Annotated in this window: 25 protein-coding genes; 1 reads left to right on the top strand and 24 read right to left on the bottom strand. The window is 65.0% G+C overall.

Features of this window, described 5'->3' with window-relative positions; genetic code table 11:
- Nucleotides 1-3 precede the first annotated feature (3 nt).
- The 21 genes from GSQ95_RS12225 to GSQ95_RS12125 form a co-directional block, all read right to left on the bottom strand.
- The gene (locus GSQ95_RS12225; RefSeq protein ID WP_158892394.1) at nt 4-444 is read right to left on the bottom strand and encodes a hypothetical protein; all 441 of its coding nucleotides are present in this window, start codon (nt 442-444) and stop codon (nt 4-6) included.
- A complete protein-coding gene (locus GSQ95_RS12220) occupies nt 444-812 on the bottom strand; it encodes a hypothetical protein (RefSeq protein ID WP_158892396.1) in 369 nt (122 codons plus the stop codon). The genes GSQ95_RS12225 and GSQ95_RS12220 overlap by 1 nt, the downstream gene beginning before the upstream one ends.
- A 9-nt stretch (nt 813-821) precedes the next feature.
- On the bottom strand, nt 822-1,358 hold the full coding sequence (locus tag GSQ95_RS12215; protein ID WP_158892398.1) for a hypothetical protein: 537 nt from the start codon (nt 1,356-1,358) through the stop codon (nt 822-824).
- Entirely contained in the window at nt 1,348-2,613 is a 1,266-nt protein-coding gene (locus tag GSQ95_RS12210) for a hypothetical protein (protein ID WP_158892400.1), read from the bottom strand. Before GSQ95_RS12210 ends, GSQ95_RS12215 begins: the two co-directional genes overlap by 11 nt.
- A gap of 3 nt (nt 2,614-2,616) precedes the next feature.
- Nucleotides 2,617-3,255: a hypothetical protein gene (locus GSQ95_RS12205; RefSeq protein ID WP_158892402.1), complete on the bottom strand. Its 639-nt coding sequence runs from the start codon at nt 3,253-3,255 to the stop codon at nt 2,617-2,619.
- The gene (locus GSQ95_RS12200; RefSeq protein WP_158892404.1) at nt 3,256-3,654 is read right to left on the bottom strand and encodes a hypothetical protein; all 399 of its coding nucleotides are present in this window, start codon (nt 3,652-3,654) and stop codon (nt 3,256-3,258) included.
- 54 nt (nt 3,655-3,708) lie between these two features.
- Entirely contained in the window at nt 3,709-4,092 is a 384-nt protein-coding gene (locus GSQ95_RS12195; RefSeq protein ID WP_158892406.1) for a hypothetical protein, read from the bottom strand.
- Between the two features lie 48 nt (nt 4,093-4,140).
- On the bottom strand, nt 4,141-5,247 hold the full coding sequence (locus GSQ95_RS12190) for a N4-gp56 family major capsid protein (RefSeq protein WP_158892408.1): 1,107 nt from the start codon (nt 5,245-5,247) through the stop codon (nt 4,141-4,143).
- A 335-nt stretch (nt 5,248-5,582) separates the two neighbouring features.
- Nucleotides 5,583-5,915: a hypothetical protein gene (locus GSQ95_RS12185; protein WP_158892410.1), complete on the bottom strand. Its 333-nt coding sequence runs from the start codon at nt 5,913-5,915 to the stop codon at nt 5,583-5,585.
- A gap of 85 nt (nt 5,916-6,000) precedes the next feature.
- Entirely contained in the window at nt 6,001-6,996 is a 996-nt protein-coding gene (locus GSQ95_RS12180; protein WP_158892412.1) for a hypothetical protein, read from the bottom strand.
- Nucleotides 6,997-7,030: 34 nt separating this feature from the next.
- Nucleotides 7,031-7,264, bottom strand: a complete 234-nt coding sequence (locus GSQ95_RS12175) for a hypothetical protein (protein WP_158892414.1) — start codon at nt 7,262-7,264, stop codon at nt 7,031-7,033.
- A complete protein-coding gene (locus GSQ95_RS12170; protein ID WP_256664563.1) occupies nt 7,261-9,408 on the bottom strand; it encodes a genomic island protein in 2,148 nt (715 codons plus the stop codon). The genes GSQ95_RS12175 and GSQ95_RS12170 overlap by 4 nt, the downstream gene beginning before the upstream one ends.
- A gap of 1 nt (nt 9,409) precedes the next feature.
- On the bottom strand, nt 9,410-10,960 hold the full coding sequence (locus GSQ95_RS12165) for a hypothetical protein (protein ID WP_256664562.1): 1,551 nt from the start codon (nt 10,958-10,960) through the stop codon (nt 9,410-9,412).
- Between the two features lie 140 nt (nt 10,961-11,100).
- Nucleotides 11,101-11,253 (bottom strand): hypothetical protein, encoded by a 153-nt coding sequence (locus GSQ95_RS12160; protein WP_158892416.1) that lies wholly within the window; start codon nt 11,251-11,253, stop codon nt 11,101-11,103.
- Nucleotides 11,250-12,398, bottom strand: a complete 1,149-nt coding sequence (locus tag GSQ95_RS12155; protein WP_158892418.1) for a winged helix-turn-helix domain-containing protein — start codon at nt 12,396-12,398, stop codon at nt 11,250-11,252. Before GSQ95_RS12155 ends, GSQ95_RS12160 begins: the two co-directional genes overlap by 4 nt.
- On the bottom strand, nt 12,398-12,616 hold the full coding sequence (locus GSQ95_RS12150; RefSeq protein WP_158892420.1) for a hypothetical protein: 219 nt from the start codon (nt 12,614-12,616) through the stop codon (nt 12,398-12,400). The genes GSQ95_RS12155 and GSQ95_RS12150 overlap by 1 nt, the downstream gene beginning before the upstream one ends.
- Nucleotides 12,613-12,804: a hypothetical protein gene (locus tag GSQ95_RS12145; RefSeq protein ID WP_158892422.1), complete on the bottom strand. Its 192-nt coding sequence runs from the start codon at nt 12,802-12,804 to the stop codon at nt 12,613-12,615. Before GSQ95_RS12145 ends, GSQ95_RS12150 begins: the two co-directional genes overlap by 4 nt.
- A gap of 7 nt (nt 12,805-12,811) precedes the next feature.
- On the bottom strand, nt 12,812-13,054 hold the full coding sequence (locus GSQ95_RS12140) for a hypothetical protein (RefSeq protein WP_158892424.1): 243 nt from the start codon (nt 13,052-13,054) through the stop codon (nt 12,812-12,814).
- A complete protein-coding gene (locus tag GSQ95_RS12135) occupies nt 13,051-13,200 on the bottom strand; it encodes a hypothetical protein (RefSeq protein ID WP_158892426.1) in 150 nt (49 codons plus the stop codon). The genes GSQ95_RS12140 and GSQ95_RS12135 overlap by 4 nt, the downstream gene beginning before the upstream one ends.
- Complete coding sequence (locus GSQ95_RS12130) at nt 13,197-13,694, bottom strand: hypothetical protein (RefSeq protein WP_158892428.1); 498 nt, start codon at nt 13,692-13,694, stop codon at nt 13,197-13,199. Before GSQ95_RS12130 ends, GSQ95_RS12135 begins: the two co-directional genes overlap by 4 nt.
- The gene (locus GSQ95_RS12125) at nt 13,691-14,314 is read right to left on the bottom strand and encodes a hypothetical protein (protein ID WP_158892430.1); all 624 of its coding nucleotides are present in this window, start codon (nt 14,312-14,314) and stop codon (nt 13,691-13,693) included. Before GSQ95_RS12125 ends, GSQ95_RS12130 begins: the two co-directional genes overlap by 4 nt.
- Before the next feature lie 66 nt (nt 14,315-14,380).
- Here GSQ95_RS12125 and GSQ95_RS12120 point away from each other — a divergent pair, with 66 nt between their 5' ends.
- A complete protein-coding gene (locus GSQ95_RS12120; protein ID WP_158892432.1) occupies nt 14,381-14,698 on the top strand; it encodes a hypothetical protein in 318 nt (105 codons plus the stop codon).
- 266 nt (nt 14,699-14,964) lie between these two features.
- Here GSQ95_RS12120 and GSQ95_RS12115 read toward each other — a convergent pair whose 3' ends face one another.
- The 3 genes from GSQ95_RS12115 to GSQ95_RS12105 all read right to left on the bottom strand — a co-directional run bounded on the left by GSQ95_RS12115 (nt 14,965) and on the right by GSQ95_RS12105 (nt 16,147).
- Entirely contained in the window at nt 14,965-15,399 is a 435-nt protein-coding gene (locus GSQ95_RS12115; RefSeq protein ID WP_372240055.1) for a cell wall hydrolase, read from the bottom strand.
- The gene (locus GSQ95_RS12110) at nt 15,389-15,808 is read right to left on the bottom strand and encodes a phage holin family protein (RefSeq protein ID WP_158892434.1); all 420 of its coding nucleotides are present in this window, start codon (nt 15,806-15,808) and stop codon (nt 15,389-15,391) included. Before GSQ95_RS12110 ends, GSQ95_RS12115 begins: the two co-directional genes overlap by 11 nt.
- 132 nt (nt 15,809-15,940) lie before the next feature.
- Nucleotides 15,941-16,147 (bottom strand): hypothetical protein, encoded by a 207-nt coding sequence (locus GSQ95_RS12105; RefSeq protein WP_158892436.1) that lies wholly within the window; start codon nt 16,145-16,147, stop codon nt 15,941-15,943.
- Nucleotides 16,148-16,152: the final 5 nt, after the last annotated feature.

Raw genomic sequence — 16,152 nt, 5'->3', positions numbered from 1 at the left:
TCCCTAGCCAGCCACGAAGCCGAGCACACAGCTGTTAATCTTGAACTCTTCGCCGGACACCAGAGTGATGCTCGAGGCGTTCAGGTCGGCGCTGAGCAGTGCCACCGAACCCTGCAGCCGGATCAGGGCGGTGCTCGCCTCTCCGGTGTCGCTCGTACCGTGCAGGCGGAAGAACGTCGCCGTGCCGCTGGCGATGTTGGTACCCTTCCAAGTCTCGCTCGAGGACTTGCTGAGGGTGCCGCCGGACACGTCGCTGTCGAAGCTCATACCGGTGCCTGCGGCATCGACGGATACCAGGCACAGTGCGACGTTGGACGAGCTCAGGGCCGCGTCGGCGCTCGAGGGCGCGGTGCCGCTGTATAGGGTGCAGATCAAACCGGACAGGCCCGCTTTAAGCGAGCCGGTGCCCAGCAAATGCGCCACAAGGGCGGTGGAAATCTTCATCAGGCACCTCCTACGGTGAGTTCGCCTGCGGGGATAGTGAACACCCCATTGGCGGAGACGGATTGGCTGCTGGCCATGGGCAAGTACGCCACCAGGTTGCCGCCGAACTGCGCATCCCAGACGCCGACGTAGCTGACGGTGTAGCCACTGACGGCGGCTGACCAGTTCAGCGCCGCGCTGGTAGTGGCCAAGCCCGTAGACTGCTCCAGGGAGAAGGTGGCCGCCTGACGCGCATAGGCGCTGTCGGTCACCTCGTTTGCGCCGCTGTTGCCCGGAACGCCGCTGTGCAGGGAGACATAGCGCGTATCACTCAGGCCCAGGGCGGCCAGCACCAGGTTGCGGCCGGTGAGCGTCAAGGTCGTGGACATGGCGGCTCCTTACGAAGTGGCCAGGGTGATGCCAACACCCAGTTTGAAGGTCGAGCCGGCGGGGACGGTGTAGGGGGAGCTGAAACGGGCGATCGAAAGCAGTGTGCCGGCCGCGCTCCCTTTCTGGCTTTCAGATACCAGGAAGGCACCATATACCTTCACATCGGCCGTTAGCGTGCTTGGGAAAGCGAATTGGGCGTAGCTGTCCAGGTTGTCGATCGAGCTAGTACCGTCCCACTCACCGACCCATTGCGGCCGCGTTGTGGCGCTATAGCTGGCACCCTCGATGCTGGGCAGATTGGCCGCCTTATAGGTTTTGTCAGGTACCACATTGCTGACGATCAGGCCCAGGTACCAATTGCTTACCAGCGGGGTGGTGCCGATGAAGGCGGTACCGGCGATGTGTGCAAAGCCTACGATCGGGATCAGGTTGTGATCGCTGCGAGCCTCAAGGACCTGGCCGTCCGGACCGATCAATTCGCCAGCGTATTGGAAACCGAGTTTCTCGAGGCACTCGCGGGCCTCGGACTGCTGTTCACGCATCATTGGGGGTTATCTCCGCTCGGTAGTAATCGCGGGCGCAGAGCGGGTTATCCCTCGCGGCGCCGGCCATGGTGGTGACGATGAAGTGATTGCCGTCGCGCTCGAGCACGCCGCCGGCGCCGTGGCTGGCCAGGTCGGGGGCGAAGCGATCGGCGCTCAGCAGCTGGACCTGGCCGTCAGCGGTACCGACGATCTGGCCGTAATGGGTCATCCAGGTAACGCGCCCGTCCGGCAGGCGCTGCGCAGTGCCAGGAACGGCGCCGTAAGGAAGCACCTCGCGCTGGCTGTTCTGGTCCTCGAGGTCAGTCACGAAGTAGGTCTTGTCGGCGGCCACGAAAACGCCGGATACCGCGCCATCGTCGCCACTTTGGCCGGCGACGATGGCCATGCCGATGGTGTCGGCGTACTGGATGAAGCCCCGGGCCGCGTCACGCAGGTGCGGCCGCAGGGGCAGGGTTGACCAGAGCACATTGCCCACGGCGGTGAGCAGCACGCCGTTGTAGGCCAGCACCTGGCCGCCGCTGACCGGCTCGCGTAGCCGCTCGGTACCCATGCGGGCGCCGTCATCCGCCAGGCGAGACAGGGAAAGCGGGCCGATGCCGGCCGCCTGGTGATACAACACGTCGCCGCCGGCGGTGCTGACGTACAGATGCGCAGTACCGCCCTCGGGCGGGGCAGGCATCGTCAGCGCCAGGCTGGCGCCGTCCTGGTCGATGTTGAAGCGCAGGGGCAGGGTAGTGCCGCCTTCCTCGCCGTGGGCGTTCTCGAAGGTGACAGCCAGCTGGTACGCGCCAGCAGGGATGCCGCCGCCCTGGGCGATCGTGGGCACCGGCTGGGCCCCGCAATGGGTCACGCCCCATTTGCGCAGGCTGGTGCCGTCATAGCGCAGCGCCTCGGTGGCGGTGCAGATGAAGAGTTCGCCGTTGAAGACCGCGCCCGCGAAGGTGCCGGCGCTATCAATCTGGCCGATTACCTGGGCCGAACTGGTGTCGATGCTGTAGGCGACCAGGTCGGGCCCATCAGCCAGCAGCAGCTGGCGACCCAGGGCGAGCAAGCCACGCACCGACGTGCCCTGGTAGAGGCGGGTGAAGCCGGCGCGCAGCTTGAGCGTACCGTCGCTATGCGGATCCAAGTTGACCAGGTCGCGCACGGCGCCGTGCTGCTGCTTGCCGGCGACCACGCCGCCCCGGGGCAGGCGGCGGCCGTCGGCCTGGTTGTTGATGCCAAGGGACCAGTCATTGCGCAGGGTTGGCGTCATGGATCAGTCCCGGTACCGGATTCGGCCGGTGTTCACGCGACGCCGTGCCAGGTTGCGCTGGTAGACCTCGGCGCAACCGGCCAGGAATCGGGCCTCACCATCGGCGGACTTCTGCGGATTGATCGTCTCCGCGTCCTGGACGGCGTAGGCCTTGAAATTGAGGTAGTGGTGCAGCAGGTCGATGTCCTCGAGCGCGACATCACACAGCTCGCCGGCGAGATCCAGCGGTTTCAGCGGCAGGCGCACCACCAGCAGCTGCAGGACGGTGTCCATGGCCGGGGCGGGGTACAGCCGGATCTCGTTCGCATCGCTATTCACTTCCAGCTTGCAGGGGTGGCCAAGCACCTGCCGGCCCAGGATAGGCAGCGCACCAGCGCCCAGCAGCTCGAGGCGATCGGTGTGCGGGGTGCTGGCCTGCAGCACCTGGAGCACCCGCTTATCCAGCGGCAGGCGATCGACACCAGCCTCGAGGTTGTAGGTCGTGAAGGGCGCCGAGCTATCCAGCAGGTGCTGACCCTTGATCGCATACTGCCGGTAGGCCTCATTGAGCCAGCGCAGCAGCTGGCGATCGGACCAGAAGTAGGGCGCGCGGTCGTCTTTCTCGTCCTCACGCCAGTTGCGGATCAGCTCGGCGACCAGCACTTACTCGTTGCCTTCGTCGGCTTCGAACTCGACCCAGGCAGCGTCGTATTCGGTCTTGCTGACGTTGAAGCCGGCGTGCTTGCGGATGGCTTCGATCTTCGGGCGGCCGTTGCCGGTCAAGTCGTCCGGCTGATCGGCCAGGATGATGGCCTCGATGGCGGCGATGATCTGCGCCTGCTTGTCCAGGGTGCTATCGACCGGCTGCTCGTCTTCTTCCATGCCGGCGATCTCGCAACCGGCGACGACTGCGGCCTTGCGGTAGCGCTGGTGCAGCGGGGTACCGCGAAGGCCGTCGGTGGGATGCACCAGGTAGACGATGGCGGAATGGCCGCTATCCAGGCCAATGTGCTGTTCGCTTTTGCCGGCGGGCGGCAGGAATCGCATTTCTACGGTGGACATGGGTAGCCCCTATTCAATGGTGATGGTGGGCGGCCCGTCCCTGGGCCAGGTGGATCAGCCTTGTACGGACGTGCCGTAGCCGTTGATGGCGTACTGCAGCACCAGGCGCGCAGCGCCAGCGGTAGGCTTGACGTCCAGGGTCGCGACCAGCTTCTGGATCTGGTCCAGCTCAAGGCCGGTGCCGGTGATCGCCTTGAGGCCGGTGGTGGACAGGTCCAGGGCTACCGGGGTGTAGCGGTCGGTATCGGCGGCATCGCCCAGGATCAGGGTCTTGGCGCCGGCGAAGGCGGTCGTGACCAGGACGTGGCCGCTCAACACGATGGCGCCGCCGGGCAGCTCGGCGATGGCCTGGACCAGGCCGTCAGCGAAGTGCGCAGCGTTGAAGCTCTGGATCAGCGCCAGAGGGGAATGGCGGTCGGGGTTCAGTGGGATGCTCATGGCAGTACTCCAGTGCGCCCGCCAGCGGTGAGGCCGGCGGGCGGGCGATTAGCCGAGGTAGTGGTCGATGGCCAACACGCCGAAGTCCTCAACGGATTCGTCGTAGTTGCTGTAGAACTGCGGCTTGAGCAAACCGAACAGCTTGTCGATGTTGATGCCCTGGCGGCTCGAGTAGTTGAATTTCTTCTCGTCCCACTCGGGCGCGCCCAGGTCGGCGAAGCCCAGCGCCTGAGCGCCACAGATGAGGGTGCGGGTGCCATCCACGTTGCCGTCAGCGCCCCACTTCTGGTCCGCGGCGGCCTTCTTGGTGGAGTAGACGGTGCGCAGCTCATGCAGCACCAGGCCATCGACGGTCACGGTACCGCCGGTGAAGAACGGCGAGTTCTGGCCTTCCTTCGCGGCTACGCCGGTGATCGCACGCAGGAAATCCTGGTCCTTCTTGAGTTGGCCCAGGGCGCCCGGCTTGAGCAGCACGATGTAATACTCTTTGCCGCCCACGCGCAGCGGGGTGATGTAGTGGTCTTTCGCGTAGACACCCGCATCCACCAGCATGGAATAGCTGAGGGTGCAGTCCTTGGTGATGATGGAGGTGTCCGGCGCCACCAGCTCGGAGCCGTTCCACACGCGATGCCGCTTGGCGGTCGGCGCGCGCACGTCGGCGGCGAAAGACAGTTGCGGGAAGGCCGATTTGGAGTCACGGCGGGCGCCGTCCAGGGTGTAGCTGTAGCTGATGCCCGACAGGGTGAGCATCATCAGCTCGTCGATACGCGACGCCAGCCAATAGGACAGCTTGTCCCGGGCCTGCTCGCGGAAGTTGATGACGGTCTTCTGATCCGCCAGCTTGCCCTTGTTGATGACGCCGTGGGAAATCTGGTCGATCTGGATCTCGATGCTATAGGACTGCATCGATTCCTCGAAGCCTTCCCGCTCGTTATCGCCAATCACGCCATCGCCGGTCAGGTCGGCGACCAGCTGCATGATGACCTTTTCGCCCTTCTCGGTTTTGGTCAGCTCGGTGATCCGCTGGATCATGGCCGACTGGCCTTTGCCGAGGAACTTGTTCAGGGTCAGCTGGTTACGGGCGGCAATCCACAGTTCCCGGGACCAGACGACTTTGGCCTTGCCGGCGAGAGCGGCAAAGTTGGTTGCGGCCATGGGGCGCACTCCTAAGTCAATTGAGGTTGTGTCGGTTCGGGATGTGTCGCCAACCCAGAGCGGAAACGGCCTTTTGGCGTAGCCGGAACGCTGTAGAGCGGGGTCTTGCTGGGTGCCTTTAACGCCAGCGCTGGCGAAGCCGCCGACTCGGCGAGCGAGCAACCCGGGGGCTGCGAAGTAGGCGCGCACTCTGCGATGTAGCGAGGGGGAGGAGGTGCGCTTGGCCGGCAGGGTATGAGGCTCGACCCGTTCGTCAATGGGTCGCAGGCATAAAAAAACCGCCCGGTGAGGGGCGGTCTTTGCGATTCCGGTTCGAAGGGGAGCGCGGCGGCCGGCTAGGGCTTCTTGCCGGCGCCGAGCGCGCCACCCAGCGGGTTGTACAGCGCATTGCACGCCATCCGGATCATGCCCGCCCCGTTGCCGCTCAGGGTGTCCTTGGATTTCGCCAGAGCGCACTCGGCGCCGGAGTCGTAGCCCCACAGGCCGCGGCCTTCGCCCTGATTCACGCCCCGGTACCGCTCGGGGTACTGGGCATTGCACACCTGGAAGGCAGCGGCGGCGGCGCTGTCGTTCTGCACGCCGGGCATCTTGTCCAGGATGCACTCGGCGAAGTTGCCGGCGAATGCGGTGGCGGGCAGGGCGAGCAGGATGGGCAGGATCGACTTCATGGCAGCGGGGCAATGTGGACAGAGACGGCCGGAAGGTACCAGATAACCGCCCGGTGAGGGGCGGCTCTTCGGTACCGATCTGCCGTTACACGGAGTCGCCGCGCAGACGCCGGCGCTCGGCCTCGGGCAGGGCCTCGAACTCATCGTCGGACAGGCGCGAGACATCGACCTTGACGCGCTGGCCAGTGCCCTCAGTGGGCAGCGGCGGCTGGCGATTGGCACGGTCCAGGTTGCGCTGGATCTGCTCGCGGGTCATTTCGCCGGGCTTGCGAGGGGCGGTTGCCGGCTCAGCTGCCGCTGGCATGACCGCGCTGGCGGCCTTCTGCAAGGCCTCGGATCGGGTCATGCCACGACCGACGTAGACCTGGGTGAGGCCGACGACCTGGTCCAGGGCATCCTCGTCGAAGCCGGCGCCGTTGGCGTTGAGCTTGGGATACTTGCTCTCGATCTCGGCACACGTCGCCTGGTACTGCTGGGCCTCGGTCTGGCGGGTCTGCTCCAGCTGCTGTTGCTGCTGCTGGTTCTCCCAATCGCGACGGGCCTCGACGATACGGCGATCCATGTCAGCCTGGCGCGCTTGCTCGATCTCGTCACGCACGGCCAGGGCGCCGTCCTCATCGCCTTCCAGGAACAGGGCCTGGTAGCGGCGTTCGGCATCGCGGTAGTCAAACGCCTTCGGCGGCTCGGGCGGCGTCTCTGGTGCAGCTGCAGGACCCTGCTGGGCGGCGGCGGTCCCGCGTAGGCGGGCGTTCTCTTCTTCCAGCTCGAGCATACGGGCGCGAGCCACCTTGTAGTCGTTATTGACCTGGGCGAAGCGCGGGTAGGGAATGCGGCGGTCGGCGCCGGCGGCGGGGTCTTCCTCGGGATCGGCCTCTGGATCTTGCTCGGGCTCGGCCGCGGGCTCTTTAGGATCCGGGGTTGGCTGCTCGATCTCGTCGTCATCGTCCGGGGTGGGGGTGAAGTCGTCGCCGCGATCGGCGTCATCCACCTCGATCAAATCGGGGTCGGTTTCGATCTTGGTGCCGACATCATCGCCATCCAGCTCGGGTTCAATGTATTCGATGTCCAGTGCGTTGCTCATGGGTATACCTATCGGGGGCTAGGTTGGGATTGGGTTACAGGCGTTGAGCCAGGTCGGCGACACTCGCGGCCGGCAGGGCGGCCACAGTGCAGAGTTCAATCACGGCGTCTTCGTCTTCCTCGCCATCGGCGGTCAGCGCCGGCAGCTCGACCTGGTTCTGGAACAGCCACTGATCGCCCTCGGGCAGGCGCACCAGGTTGGCCGTGTCGGCGTTCAGCTCCAGGACATTGCCGTCCTGCAGCAGCACCTCATAGAAATGGGATCTCATCGGGCGGGGGCTCCTTCGATACGCGGGGTTTCAATGCCCGCGTTCAGGCCAACATCGGCATGAGCGGGGGTCAGGGGGTTGGTGTTGTGTGGCAGGGCGCCCTGGGCCGGGTTGGCGCCCGGTACCGGCGCACCTGGTTCGGGCAGCGGGGCGGCGTCCTGGTCGTCGAACCCTGCCGACTTGAGGATGGTGTCCGCCAGGGGCGCGACCGTGGGCATGGTGGCCACGGTGGCACCGGCCTGGATGGCGCTGTACTGCTGTTCCACGGCCTTGGCGGTGGCTTCGTTGCGGGTCTTCTGCGTCTGCGCCTCGGTGAGCGCGACCTTGGCCTGGGTGAGCGGGTCGACCTGCTGCTGGCCCTGCTGGTTGAGATCCTCGAGCACGGCCTGTTTGTCGGCCAGGTTGCTGTAGCGGATCAGGTACTTTGCCAGGCCCGGAACGCCTGCCTTGGTCATTTCCAGGACCTGCTGGAACTGGCTGTTCTGGAACGTCACCTGCATCGGTACCTCGGTGATCGCCACGTCGTACTTGCCGATCGTGAGGTCATTGAGCACCTTGCCGGTACCGTCGTCCCAATTCAGGTGCATCGGTACCGAGGTCTCTTGTCCGATGGGATCCGTCTCGGTGATCCGGATCAGGCGCGGCTCATCGTAGAAGGCTTGCACCAGCTCGAGGATCCGCGTCGCCAGCAGATTGCGGGAGTACTGCAGGTTGTCCAGCGGCACCGCCAAGGCCTGCTGGCCAGCGAACTGGACGGACTGGATGGCCACGCCGCTGACTTCGCGCTCGGTATCGCCCTGCATGGCGCCATGGATACCGGTGGTGTCGTCGATCAGCTGGCCAGAGCGCTCAACGATCCGATCCAGCCCGGGCGGTACCGGGTTGGGGGTGATCTTCTGCGGCCGCTCTTCCACCTTGGTCCCGGCCTTCAACTCGATGTGCAGGCCAGCCTCTGAACCACGTTCCTCCAGCTCGTTCGGCGCCATGTTGTTGATGGTGCCGGCGGTGGTGATCCATCCGCTGTTGGCGATGGTGTTGGTGACGTGCAGCATCTGCGACATCGTCTTGTTGAACAGCCGCTGCGGATCCACCGCGGCGTCGACCAGGCCTCGGGTGATGCCGCGCCGGAAGAACGGGAAGTAGGGCACCACGGTGAAGTGCTTGTAGATGCTCCAGTCGTCATAGAGCACCACGTCCTCGCTCGAGACCGTCCACCGCACTTTCTTCATGCGCCGCTCTGCCAGCACCACGCCGGTCAGCGCGTTCTGGTGCTCAGGCGTCAGGCTCGACACGTCGTAAATGTCGCCGGTCATGGTGATGGCCACGGTGCAGTCGGTCATCTGCCAATACTGGCGATCCACGATGCGATAGCGCCGGGTGGACTCGTCGCCCTCATCCAGGGCGGAGGTGGCATAGCCGCCCATGCTGTCATCGTTGCCGAAGCGATTGCGGGGGACGTTGTAGGTGTCGTACCCGAAATCCTCATCACCCCAGCCGCGCAGGTTCTTTAGCTTGGCCAGCGCCGCGCGGCCGTACTGCTGCTCGACATCCGCGCCGGTCATCCAGCGCATCACGGTGACGTCGGCCCAATCGTCCGGATCTGGCGACTTGGCATCGGGATCCGGTATCACGTCCATCGGATCGAGGACGGTGATGGCCACCTCGCCCAGCATCGAATTGGCGTAGCTGATACGGACGTCGTAATACCCGCGCTGCTGAATCACGCCGTCGGCGAAGACGTTCGTTTCCTTCCAGTGCAGCATCTGCTGGCCAGAGATCTGCATGACCAGCTTGGACAGGGTCGTGGCGGTGTCCTCATCGGCTGCGCCGCCCTGGGGCTTGTACTGGATGTCCATGCGGTTATGGATCTGGTGGGCGAGCGCCACGTTGATCTTGGGCAGCACCTGGTTGAACTCCAGCGCCGGGCGGCCCTGGCTTTCAACGTAGTCGCGATCCTCTTCGGACCACTGCAGGCCACCGCCCACATAGAAGCCCTCGAGCACCTTGGCGCGCTGGCAGTACTCGTCGTGGCCGCGCAGCATTCCGTAGAGGTAGCGACCCCAATTGGCACGGGCCGCCTGCAGCTGGTCGGCGCCCAGGAAGTCTTCCGGCTCATCCGCCGGCAGGGTGTTGTCGGTCGGCATGTCAGCCTCTCATTCCGGATTTGTTGCGGGCGCGGGCCAGGAGCTTGTCCCGGCGCCAGTTAGCGATATAGGCGTCATCGGCAGCGACCGGCTCGGCGAAGGTCAGCGCCAGGGCGTCGCCGGAGTCGGGAGACTTGCCGGTGTCTTTCTTGATCTTGTCCTTGGGGTCCAGCTGGATCTGGCCATTGCTGGTGTGGCTGTAGCTGGGCGCGGTGAGGTCGCCGTGCAGCAGTTCGTCATCCGGGATCAGCGGGGTGATCTCGTCGTGGATCCAGTCGGCCATCTCGCCCCACATCTCGGAGCGCTTGTTCTTGTACTTGCGGTCATCGCGTGGGCGGCTACCGAAGTTCACGGCGGTGACGCGATCGCCATAGCCCAGCTCTACCAGGCGGTCATAGACGCCGGCGCCGAGGCCGCCGATGTCGATGAACATGCGGCGGATGGTCGGATCGTCCACCAGCAGGCGCACGCACTCGCCCGTCACCTGCATGGTGTCGTAGCCGTGGATCCGATTGAGGCCCCAAGCGACTCGGCCATGGCGATGGATGAAGGCCGTGGAGTCATCGCCGAAGCGCGCAGGGTCCACGCCGACAACGTGGGCGCCGATGCGCTCGCGCTGCTCGATGATGCCGCGACGTGCTCGAGCAACGGCAAGGGTGTTGATGAGCGCCCGGTGGCCGACCTTGAGGAACGCCAGGTCCGGGGTGGCGGGGTACTCCTGGTTGAACCAGTCGACGTTGCCGGCGAACTCGCCATTGACCTTGGCCTGGCGCCAGGCCATTTGCTCCATGTCCAGGTCGAACGTATCCATGTACTCGACCTCATCCTCGCTCAGCTCGAAGCCGATCGGGACGGGGCGTCGGTACTCTTCCTGGACGAACCACGGAATGAAGATGGCCGCGAAGTCGGACTTGCCGGCGACGGCGAGGGTCCACATCCGGTGGAACAGGTTGTTGAGGCCGTTGGCGGTGGTCTCCAGGATCATTTCCGAGCCCGGGAGCAGCGGTACGGTCTGGCCTAGGCCCGCCATGATCTGCTCGGCGTTTGGCCAGAACGCGGCCTCGGAGCCGTGCAGAAACTGGATGGTGTCGCCCCGGCCGGCGTTCTTGGAGCCGGCGGTGGCCACCTTGTAGCCGCTGCGCATTTCGGCGAACGCCAGTTCATTGGCGTTGTTGGCGCGAATCCGCGGCGTCAGGATCGGGTCCGACAGCTCGTAATAGGTCTTGGCCATCCCGAACAGGTTCTGCGTGGCCACGTCCAGGTGCGTCAGGATCATGGTGCGCTTGCCGCTCTGGGTGGTGGTCTTCTTGAAGAACCGAGCGCCTACCCAGGTGCTGCAACCCTGCTGGCGGCCCTTGAGCACCAGGGCACGAACCCAGCCGCTGTGACTCAGCTGCGCCTCGACCTGCTGGTGCAGGATTCGCTGGGCGTTGTTCCAGATGAAGGGGCGGATAGAGCCGTTCTTGTCCCGGATCTTGAGGTTGCGCGCGCAGTACAGCTCGTCATCGGCGAGCAGCGAGCGAAACATCTGGTCGGGGGTCAGCTGGGACATGCGGGCCGGGCAGTGGGGTAAAGTGGCCCGGAGGGTATGAGGCTCGGTCGAATCGTCAAGCCTGCGGAATGGTGTCTATTGGGCGTCATATTGATTGCAATTTGATACCTAATCGCATGCAACACGACACCAATTAAGCCCTAGAACAGCATGATCCGGCCATCGTTGAGGGTAGCGACACCGAGCAAGCCCGTCAGCTCGCCCGATTGGGCCTTGGCCAGCAGGTTCTCCAGGGTACGGATCAGGTCGGGATTCGGTTTCAGCGGGACCGGACGCAGCGCGGTTACATTCATGCCACCGCCCCCCAGGTGCCGAGCATTTCCGGGGAGATCGTCAGCCGGCTGACCTCGCCATGCTCTGCGCTGTAGGTGATGACCTTGGCGTCGCGGCCAGACTGGTACCCGCCGCGGCTGGCATGGGCATCGGCGGCCGCCAGAGTGCGGTGCTGCTCGAGCGTCATCAGGTTGGTCTCCTTGGTCTCGTTGTGGTGCAGGTGGCCGGTGTGGGCGTAGCTGTGACGGGTGCGGCCGTAGACCGCGCGGAATTTGGCGGCGAACACATCATCCAGCTGCCCCATGCGGCGCTTGTGGCCATGGTGGAAGAACAGCGACGTGCGGCCGTGCTCGACGCAGTAGTAGGGGTCTGCGCTGGTGTCCACGGTGATGCGCGGCTCGTTCTCGTATAGGGCGGCGAGCCACTCGCGCAGCCAGACCGAGCTGGCTAGGTCGTGATTGCCCTCGGCCATCAGCAGGTGGACCCGGGCGTGCTTGGCCAGCAGCATGTCGACGATGCGGCGAATGACCCGGATGGCCACGCGCACCAGACGCTGAAAGCGGGTGTCGGCGTCCAGGACGTGCTTACTGGTGGGCGTGACCGCGTCCAGGCCATCCCAATGCAGGAAGTCGCCCAGCTGCGCGAATACCGCCTGCTCGGCGTCAGGTGCCAGGGCGATGGCCGTGGCGAACCAGGCCACCAGCTGGTTCTCGGCAATCTTCACGTCATAGGACGCGCCCCGGGTTTCCTCGCCCCAGGCCAACATGCCCAGGTGGTAGTCGGTGATGATGTAGGTGGCCAGCAGGTCGGGACGCGACATGGCCAGCGGCGCCGGCAGCGCCTCGAGGCGGGGGATGGTGTCGCACATGCCATCCAGGGCGGCCTGCATCAGCTCGGCCCAGCGCTCCCGATCGATGTCGCTCTTGACCCACTGCGCGGCGATCTCGCCCTTGCTGTTGTAGAGGGTGGACACGCCGCGGACCTTGTAGCCGTCTGGCACGGTACGGGTCATATCATGGTCTGGACTGAATCCCTTCTTGGCCAGTGTCTTCTTGCGGTAGAGGATCGCGCGCTGGGTGATGCCCAGGGCCTTGGCTGCCTTGCGGGTACTGCCGTGCTCCTTGAGCGCGGCTATCAGGTCGTCATCGCTGACTTTCTTGGCCATCAGTGGGTGTCTCCCAGGCGTAGCCAGGCGCGCACGCCGGGGAATGGGCGCTGCAGCAGGGCCTTGTGAGCTCTCACGCCGTAGCGGGCCATGTAGGACTGGCCAAGCTTGGTGATCAGGATGCGATCCAGGACCGCCAGGGCGAGCAGCACAGCGGCCCATAGGATCAGCACCAGGCCAATCAGCTGCAGGGTGAAGGTGAGCGGTGTGCAGCTCATGCGAAGAACCTCGGGCTATGGGCACGGGCCTGCAGCCGGCGGAAGCGCAGCCGTCGGGCCGCTCTGCGCACCAGGTAGGCCTGGAAGGGCGTCAGCTGTTGGCGCAGCGGAATGCCCGGGATGAAAGCCAGGATCGCCGCCGGCAGGAGCAGCAGCAGGATCAGGCCGATGGGGGGTAGGTGGTGCATAGCGGTGTCACTCGATAGGGATCATCTGCAGCGCCTGGCGCTCGCGCTGCTCGATCTGGTCGGCCTCGTGCTCGAGGCGAAGGGCGCCGGCGGTGAGGTCGCTGTTCTCTCTGCGCAGAGCGGCCAGCTGGTGCTCGAGGCGGACGATGCGCTCGCCCATCTGGTTGCTGGCGCTGGCCAGGCTCTTGGCTTCCTTGCGCAGCACGTCCGCCGGCGAGGGGATGAGGATGGGCACAGCGGCTGCTGTCATCGGGCGTTGTCCTGGAAAGCGCGGCGCTGCAGGGTGCGCAGGCGCAGCTTGCGCTGTGCTTTGCGGCCTGCCTTGGCGTTGGCGGCCTGGGCAGCGCGCACCAAGACAATAATGGAATCGGCGTCCAGGGGGCGTTTAAGGCTCATGCTTCGGTCTCCAGTCGGGTGAGGCGGTTGTGGTACTCGGTACGCTTGGCGCGGATCCGCTCGAGCAGGTCGGCCAGCTGCAGGCGCAGGTGCTGGGGTGTCTCGGCTACCTCGAGCAGCGGCGCGCGGTCGACCAAGTCCTGGTCCAGCTGCTCAATGGTTCGGCGCAGGTGCTGGATCTGATTGGCCAGCACGAAAGCGGCATCGCGCACCAGGTCGATACGCATACCGAAGATCCGGCCGTGGGGGTCGGCCACCGGGTCGCAGAAACCGCGCACCATCACGCTTCCCAGCTCCGCGACCAGGGCGTCATAGGCCTGGGCGGTCATCCGGATAAGCGTCGGGGTGCGACCGGTGTCCAGCAGCTGCTCGTCGCGATAGGCCTGGCAGGCAAGGGATACCTCGGCCGTGGCTGAAATGTGGGCGTCCTGGTGCTGGTGGATCGACTGGATTGAACGTACCGCTGCGCTGGCTGCGCGACTTCCGGTATTCATGGGGCTGGGTCTCCGTTGAACAGGCGGGTAATGCGTTCCTCGAACGTCTCCGTGGTGCTCACGTCGTCCAGGCTGAATGCCTGGCGCTCGAGGGGAATCAGGTTCTTGAGGGCGGTGGATAGGTCGCGCAGCACGGTGGCGTGCCCGGGCAGGGAGACGGCCTTGAGCATCTTCTGCCGGCGCTGCCCGTTCTCGTCGTCCTTGGTCTCTTCCTCGATGAGGTTCTCGATGTCCTCGCGGTCGCGGGCGGCCTCGCCCAGCTGCTGGAACAGGATCCCCACCAGGCCGCGGCCGGCGGCGATGTCGCGGCGGTGGCCGTGGATGATGGTCAGGTTGGTGGAAACAGCGGTGTCGATGTCTGCGCGCGTGGGGGCGTTTCCTTCGATGGAAACAGTGTTTCCACTGGCCGTTTCCGTGGGCTCTGGCGTGGTCAGCAGCGCGGCCCGGGTGCGCTCCCGCACCTCCTGGCTGGCGTCCTGTACCCAGGCCTTGGCCTTGGCCTTCTTGCTAATCGCCCCGGGCGACACCTGGTGCTTGGTGGCCAGGGCCCGCAGGGACATCTGACCGACGCGATAGTCTCGCTCGATCGCATCCCAATCGATCGTCTGCTTGGTGCTCATGTGCTGCTATTGCTCGCGGACGGGATAAGGGACAATTGGCGTCCCCCCAACACTGAGGCGCCAAAAATGTCCCAAGAAAACGAATTCGGTCTCCCTGACCAGGTGGTCAAGGATCTGTATCTGTCGATGGAAAACATCGGTCTGATCCAGGAGCAGCACGGCCAGGACGGCCTAGTGGTGCTCAACTTTTCAACCAATGGCCTGATCGCGGCCAGCGCCGGCGGCGTCATCACCAGCGAGCGTCTGGACACCATGGCCGCCCTGGTCGAGGATCTGCGCAGCCGGCTGACCGCCAGCAACGAGCACAACTCTGAGAGCCTGCTGGTGGCCCGCTTCGACGGCCAGACGGTGGATCCCAAGGCGCCCATGGTCGTCACCCACTAAGCCAGCAACACAGCCGGTCGCTGGGTCTTCCAGGTAGAACTCAGCGACCGCGCGTCCTGCTTGACCTTCGGGGCGAGCGCCTCCCTCCAGTTCTTCCCGCGATACCGGCGATTCCGCACGGTGTTCCATTTCAGCTTGCGCACCACTGCCCACTCCCAGGCGGTGCGAGTTACGCCGTCCAGGGTTACGAGCAGGTCCGGTGATACAACGATGGTAGTCGCCACAATGATTCCTCCCCAGGCAATCACGAATGCAGGCGGCCGCGCTTACTTCACGTCGCGATAGAAGCGGTGCGCGCCGATTTGAACGGTGAACTTGGCGCCAGCCACCCAGGCCGGGGCCTTGGGCATGGTTGTCGCGTAGTAGTGAGTAGCGCCGCCGGTAGGGTCCGGTACCTCGCCCCGGATGACGGTCATGGCCACCGCCTTGAGGCTGTTGAACAGGCGTTCGCCGATCGCCTTGGCGCCGGACAGGAACGGGAAGTTCGGGTCGTTGCGGTTCCAGCAACTGAACTGGTAGGCCTTGCGGCACACGTCGCTGTAACCCTCGCCCCACCAGTTCGGTTTGCCGTCGGTGCGCAGCTGGGCGTCGACGCGGTTGCGGATCACCCAGGCAACGGCCTGTTGGCCTTGAACGGTTTCGCCGCGTGCTTCGCCGAACAGCGTGCGCGCGACCACATCAACATCGGTTTCAAGCGACATCAGCGGGCTCCAGGTTCAGTTTTTTCATAGCGATACGGCGCAGCTGCATCACGCCGATGAAGCCGATAGCGCCACCTACCATCGTGGGCAGGGCCTCGGCTGGGACTTCTGCAGTCGGCGCCAGCCAGTGGATTGCCCAGGCGGTACCGGCAGTAGCGGGAGAGGTGAGGGCGCCGCACAGCAGGCCCTCGAGAGTGACGCGCAGTACGCGGCGCTCGCCGTCGTACAGGGAGCGCAGCACACCGGTGATGATTGCGGCCAGCACGCCCTGGGCGGTGCTGGTGCCGAACTGCGCATTGAGGGACTGCGCCAGCACTACGAGAGCGCCCCAACTGCTGGGGTCTTTGTCCATGGGGTGCTTTCCTGCAGGCAAAAAAAAACCCGCCGAGAGGGCGGGTTCAATGGTCATTCGAGGGTCGCTTGCTACCAGCTGGAGGCGGGGAACGCTGCGGGCGTGGTACCGAACGATGGCGAGATACTACGGCCAGCCGGACATAAGGGCAAGTGAAAACTGTATAGAGATACAGCAATCAGCTAGACGCTATTTTGCAATCAATTTGCACTCACCATCGCAGGTCCGGCTATTCGCTTCCAGCAGCGCCAGGCACAGCGCATAGGCCGTAGCATGGTTGATCGGGTCGTAGTGCTTCGCCGGCGCTCCGGGGCGGGTGACGCGGATCCGACCCTCGGTGCGCTCGATCGACCAGCCCGGGAGCAGTGAGCCGATTGGCGAGGCTATTCGGTTCATGCCGT

Source organism: Pseudomonas sp. BAV 4579 (assembly GCF_009765395.1).
Lineage (GTDB): Bacteria > Pseudomonadota > Gammaproteobacteria > Pseudomonadales > Pseudomonadaceae > Chryseomonas > Chryseomonas aestiva.
Note: the sequence above shows the minus strand (reverse complement) of the source record. Positions and strands in the feature narration are given on the sequence as shown.

Coding starts and splice junctions, on each gene's coding strand:
- GSQ95_RS12200 (WP_158892404.1), bottom strand. CDS start 3,654: ATGTCCACCGTAGAAATGCGATTCCTGCCGCCCGCCGGCAAAAGCGAA.
- GSQ95_RS12225 (WP_158892394.1), bottom strand. CDS start 444: ATGAAGATTTCCACCGCCCTTGTGGCGCATTTGCTGGGCACCGGCTCG.
- GSQ95_RS12105 (WP_158892436.1), bottom strand. CDS start 16,147: ATGAACCGAATAGCCTCGCCAATCGGCTCACTGCTCCCGGGCTGGTCG.
- GSQ95_RS12155 (WP_158892418.1), bottom strand. CDS start 12,398: ATGGCCAAGAAAGTCAGCGATGACGACCTGATAGCCGCGCTCAAGGAG.
- GSQ95_RS12150 (WP_158892420.1), bottom strand. CDS start 12,616: ATGAGCTGCACACCGCTCACCTTCACCCTGCAGCTGATTGGCCTGGTG.
- GSQ95_RS12190 (WP_158892408.1), bottom strand. CDS start 5,247: ATGGCCGCAACCAACTTTGCCGCTCTCGCCGGCAAGGCCAAAGTCGTC.
- GSQ95_RS12215 (WP_158892398.1), bottom strand. CDS start 1,358: ATGATGCGTGAACAGCAGTCCGAGGCCCGCGAGTGCCTCGAGAAACTC.
- GSQ95_RS12165 (WP_256664562.1), bottom strand. CDS start 10,960: ATGTCCCAGCTGACCCCCGACCAGATGTTTCGCTCGCTGCTCGCCGAT.
- GSQ95_RS12115 (WP_372240055.1), bottom strand. CDS start 15,399: ATGTCGCTTGAAACCGATGTTGATGTGGTCGCGCGCACGCTGTTCGGC.
- GSQ95_RS12135 (WP_158892426.1), bottom strand. CDS start 13,200: ATGAGCCTTAAACGCCCCCTGGACGCCGATTCCATTATTGTCTTGGTG.
- GSQ95_RS12175 (WP_158892414.1), bottom strand. CDS start 7,264: ATGAGATCCCATTTCTATGAGGTGCTGCTGCAGGACGGCAATGTCCTG.
- GSQ95_RS12130 (WP_158892428.1), bottom strand. CDS start 13,694: ATGAATACCGGAAGTCGCGCAGCCAGCGCAGCGGTACGTTCAATCCAG.
- GSQ95_RS12160 (WP_158892416.1), bottom strand. CDS start 11,253: ATGAATGTAACCGCGCTGCGTCCGGTCCCGCTGAAACCGAATCCCGAC.
- GSQ95_RS12125 (WP_158892430.1), bottom strand. CDS start 14,314: ATGAGCACCAAGCAGACGATCGATTGGGATGCGATCGAGCGAGACTAT.
- GSQ95_RS12120 (WP_158892432.1), top strand. CDS start 14,381: ATGTCCCAAGAAAACGAATTCGGTCTCCCTGACCAGGTGGTCAAGGAT.
- GSQ95_RS12110 (WP_158892434.1), bottom strand. CDS start 15,808: ATGACCATTGAACCCGCCCTCTCGGCGGGTTTTTTTTTGCCTGCAGGA.
- GSQ95_RS12185 (WP_158892410.1), bottom strand. CDS start 5,915: ATGAAGTCGATCCTGCCCATCCTGCTCGCCCTGCCCGCCACCGCATTC.
- GSQ95_RS12220 (WP_158892396.1), bottom strand. CDS start 812: ATGTCCACGACCTTGACGCTCACCGGCCGCAACCTGGTGCTGGCCGCC.
- GSQ95_RS12140 (WP_158892424.1), bottom strand. CDS start 13,054: ATGACAGCAGCCGCTGTGCCCATCCTCATCCCCTCGCCGGCGGACGTG.
- GSQ95_RS12145 (WP_158892422.1), bottom strand. CDS start 12,804: ATGCACCACCTACCCCCCATCGGCCTGATCCTGCTGCTGCTCCTGCCG.
- GSQ95_RS12170 (WP_256664563.1), bottom strand. CDS start 9,408: ATGCCGACCGACAACACCCTGCCGGCGGATGAGCCGGAAGACTTCCTG.
- GSQ95_RS12210 (WP_158892400.1), bottom strand. CDS start 2,613: ATGACGCCAACCCTGCGCAATGACTGGTCCCTTGGCATCAACAACCAG.
- GSQ95_RS12180 (WP_158892412.1), bottom strand. CDS start 6,996: ATGAGCAACGCACTGGACATCGAATACATTGAACCCGAGCTGGATGGC.
- GSQ95_RS12195 (WP_158892406.1), bottom strand. CDS start 4,092: ATGAGCATCCCACTGAACCCCGACCGCCATTCCCCTCTGGCGCTGATC.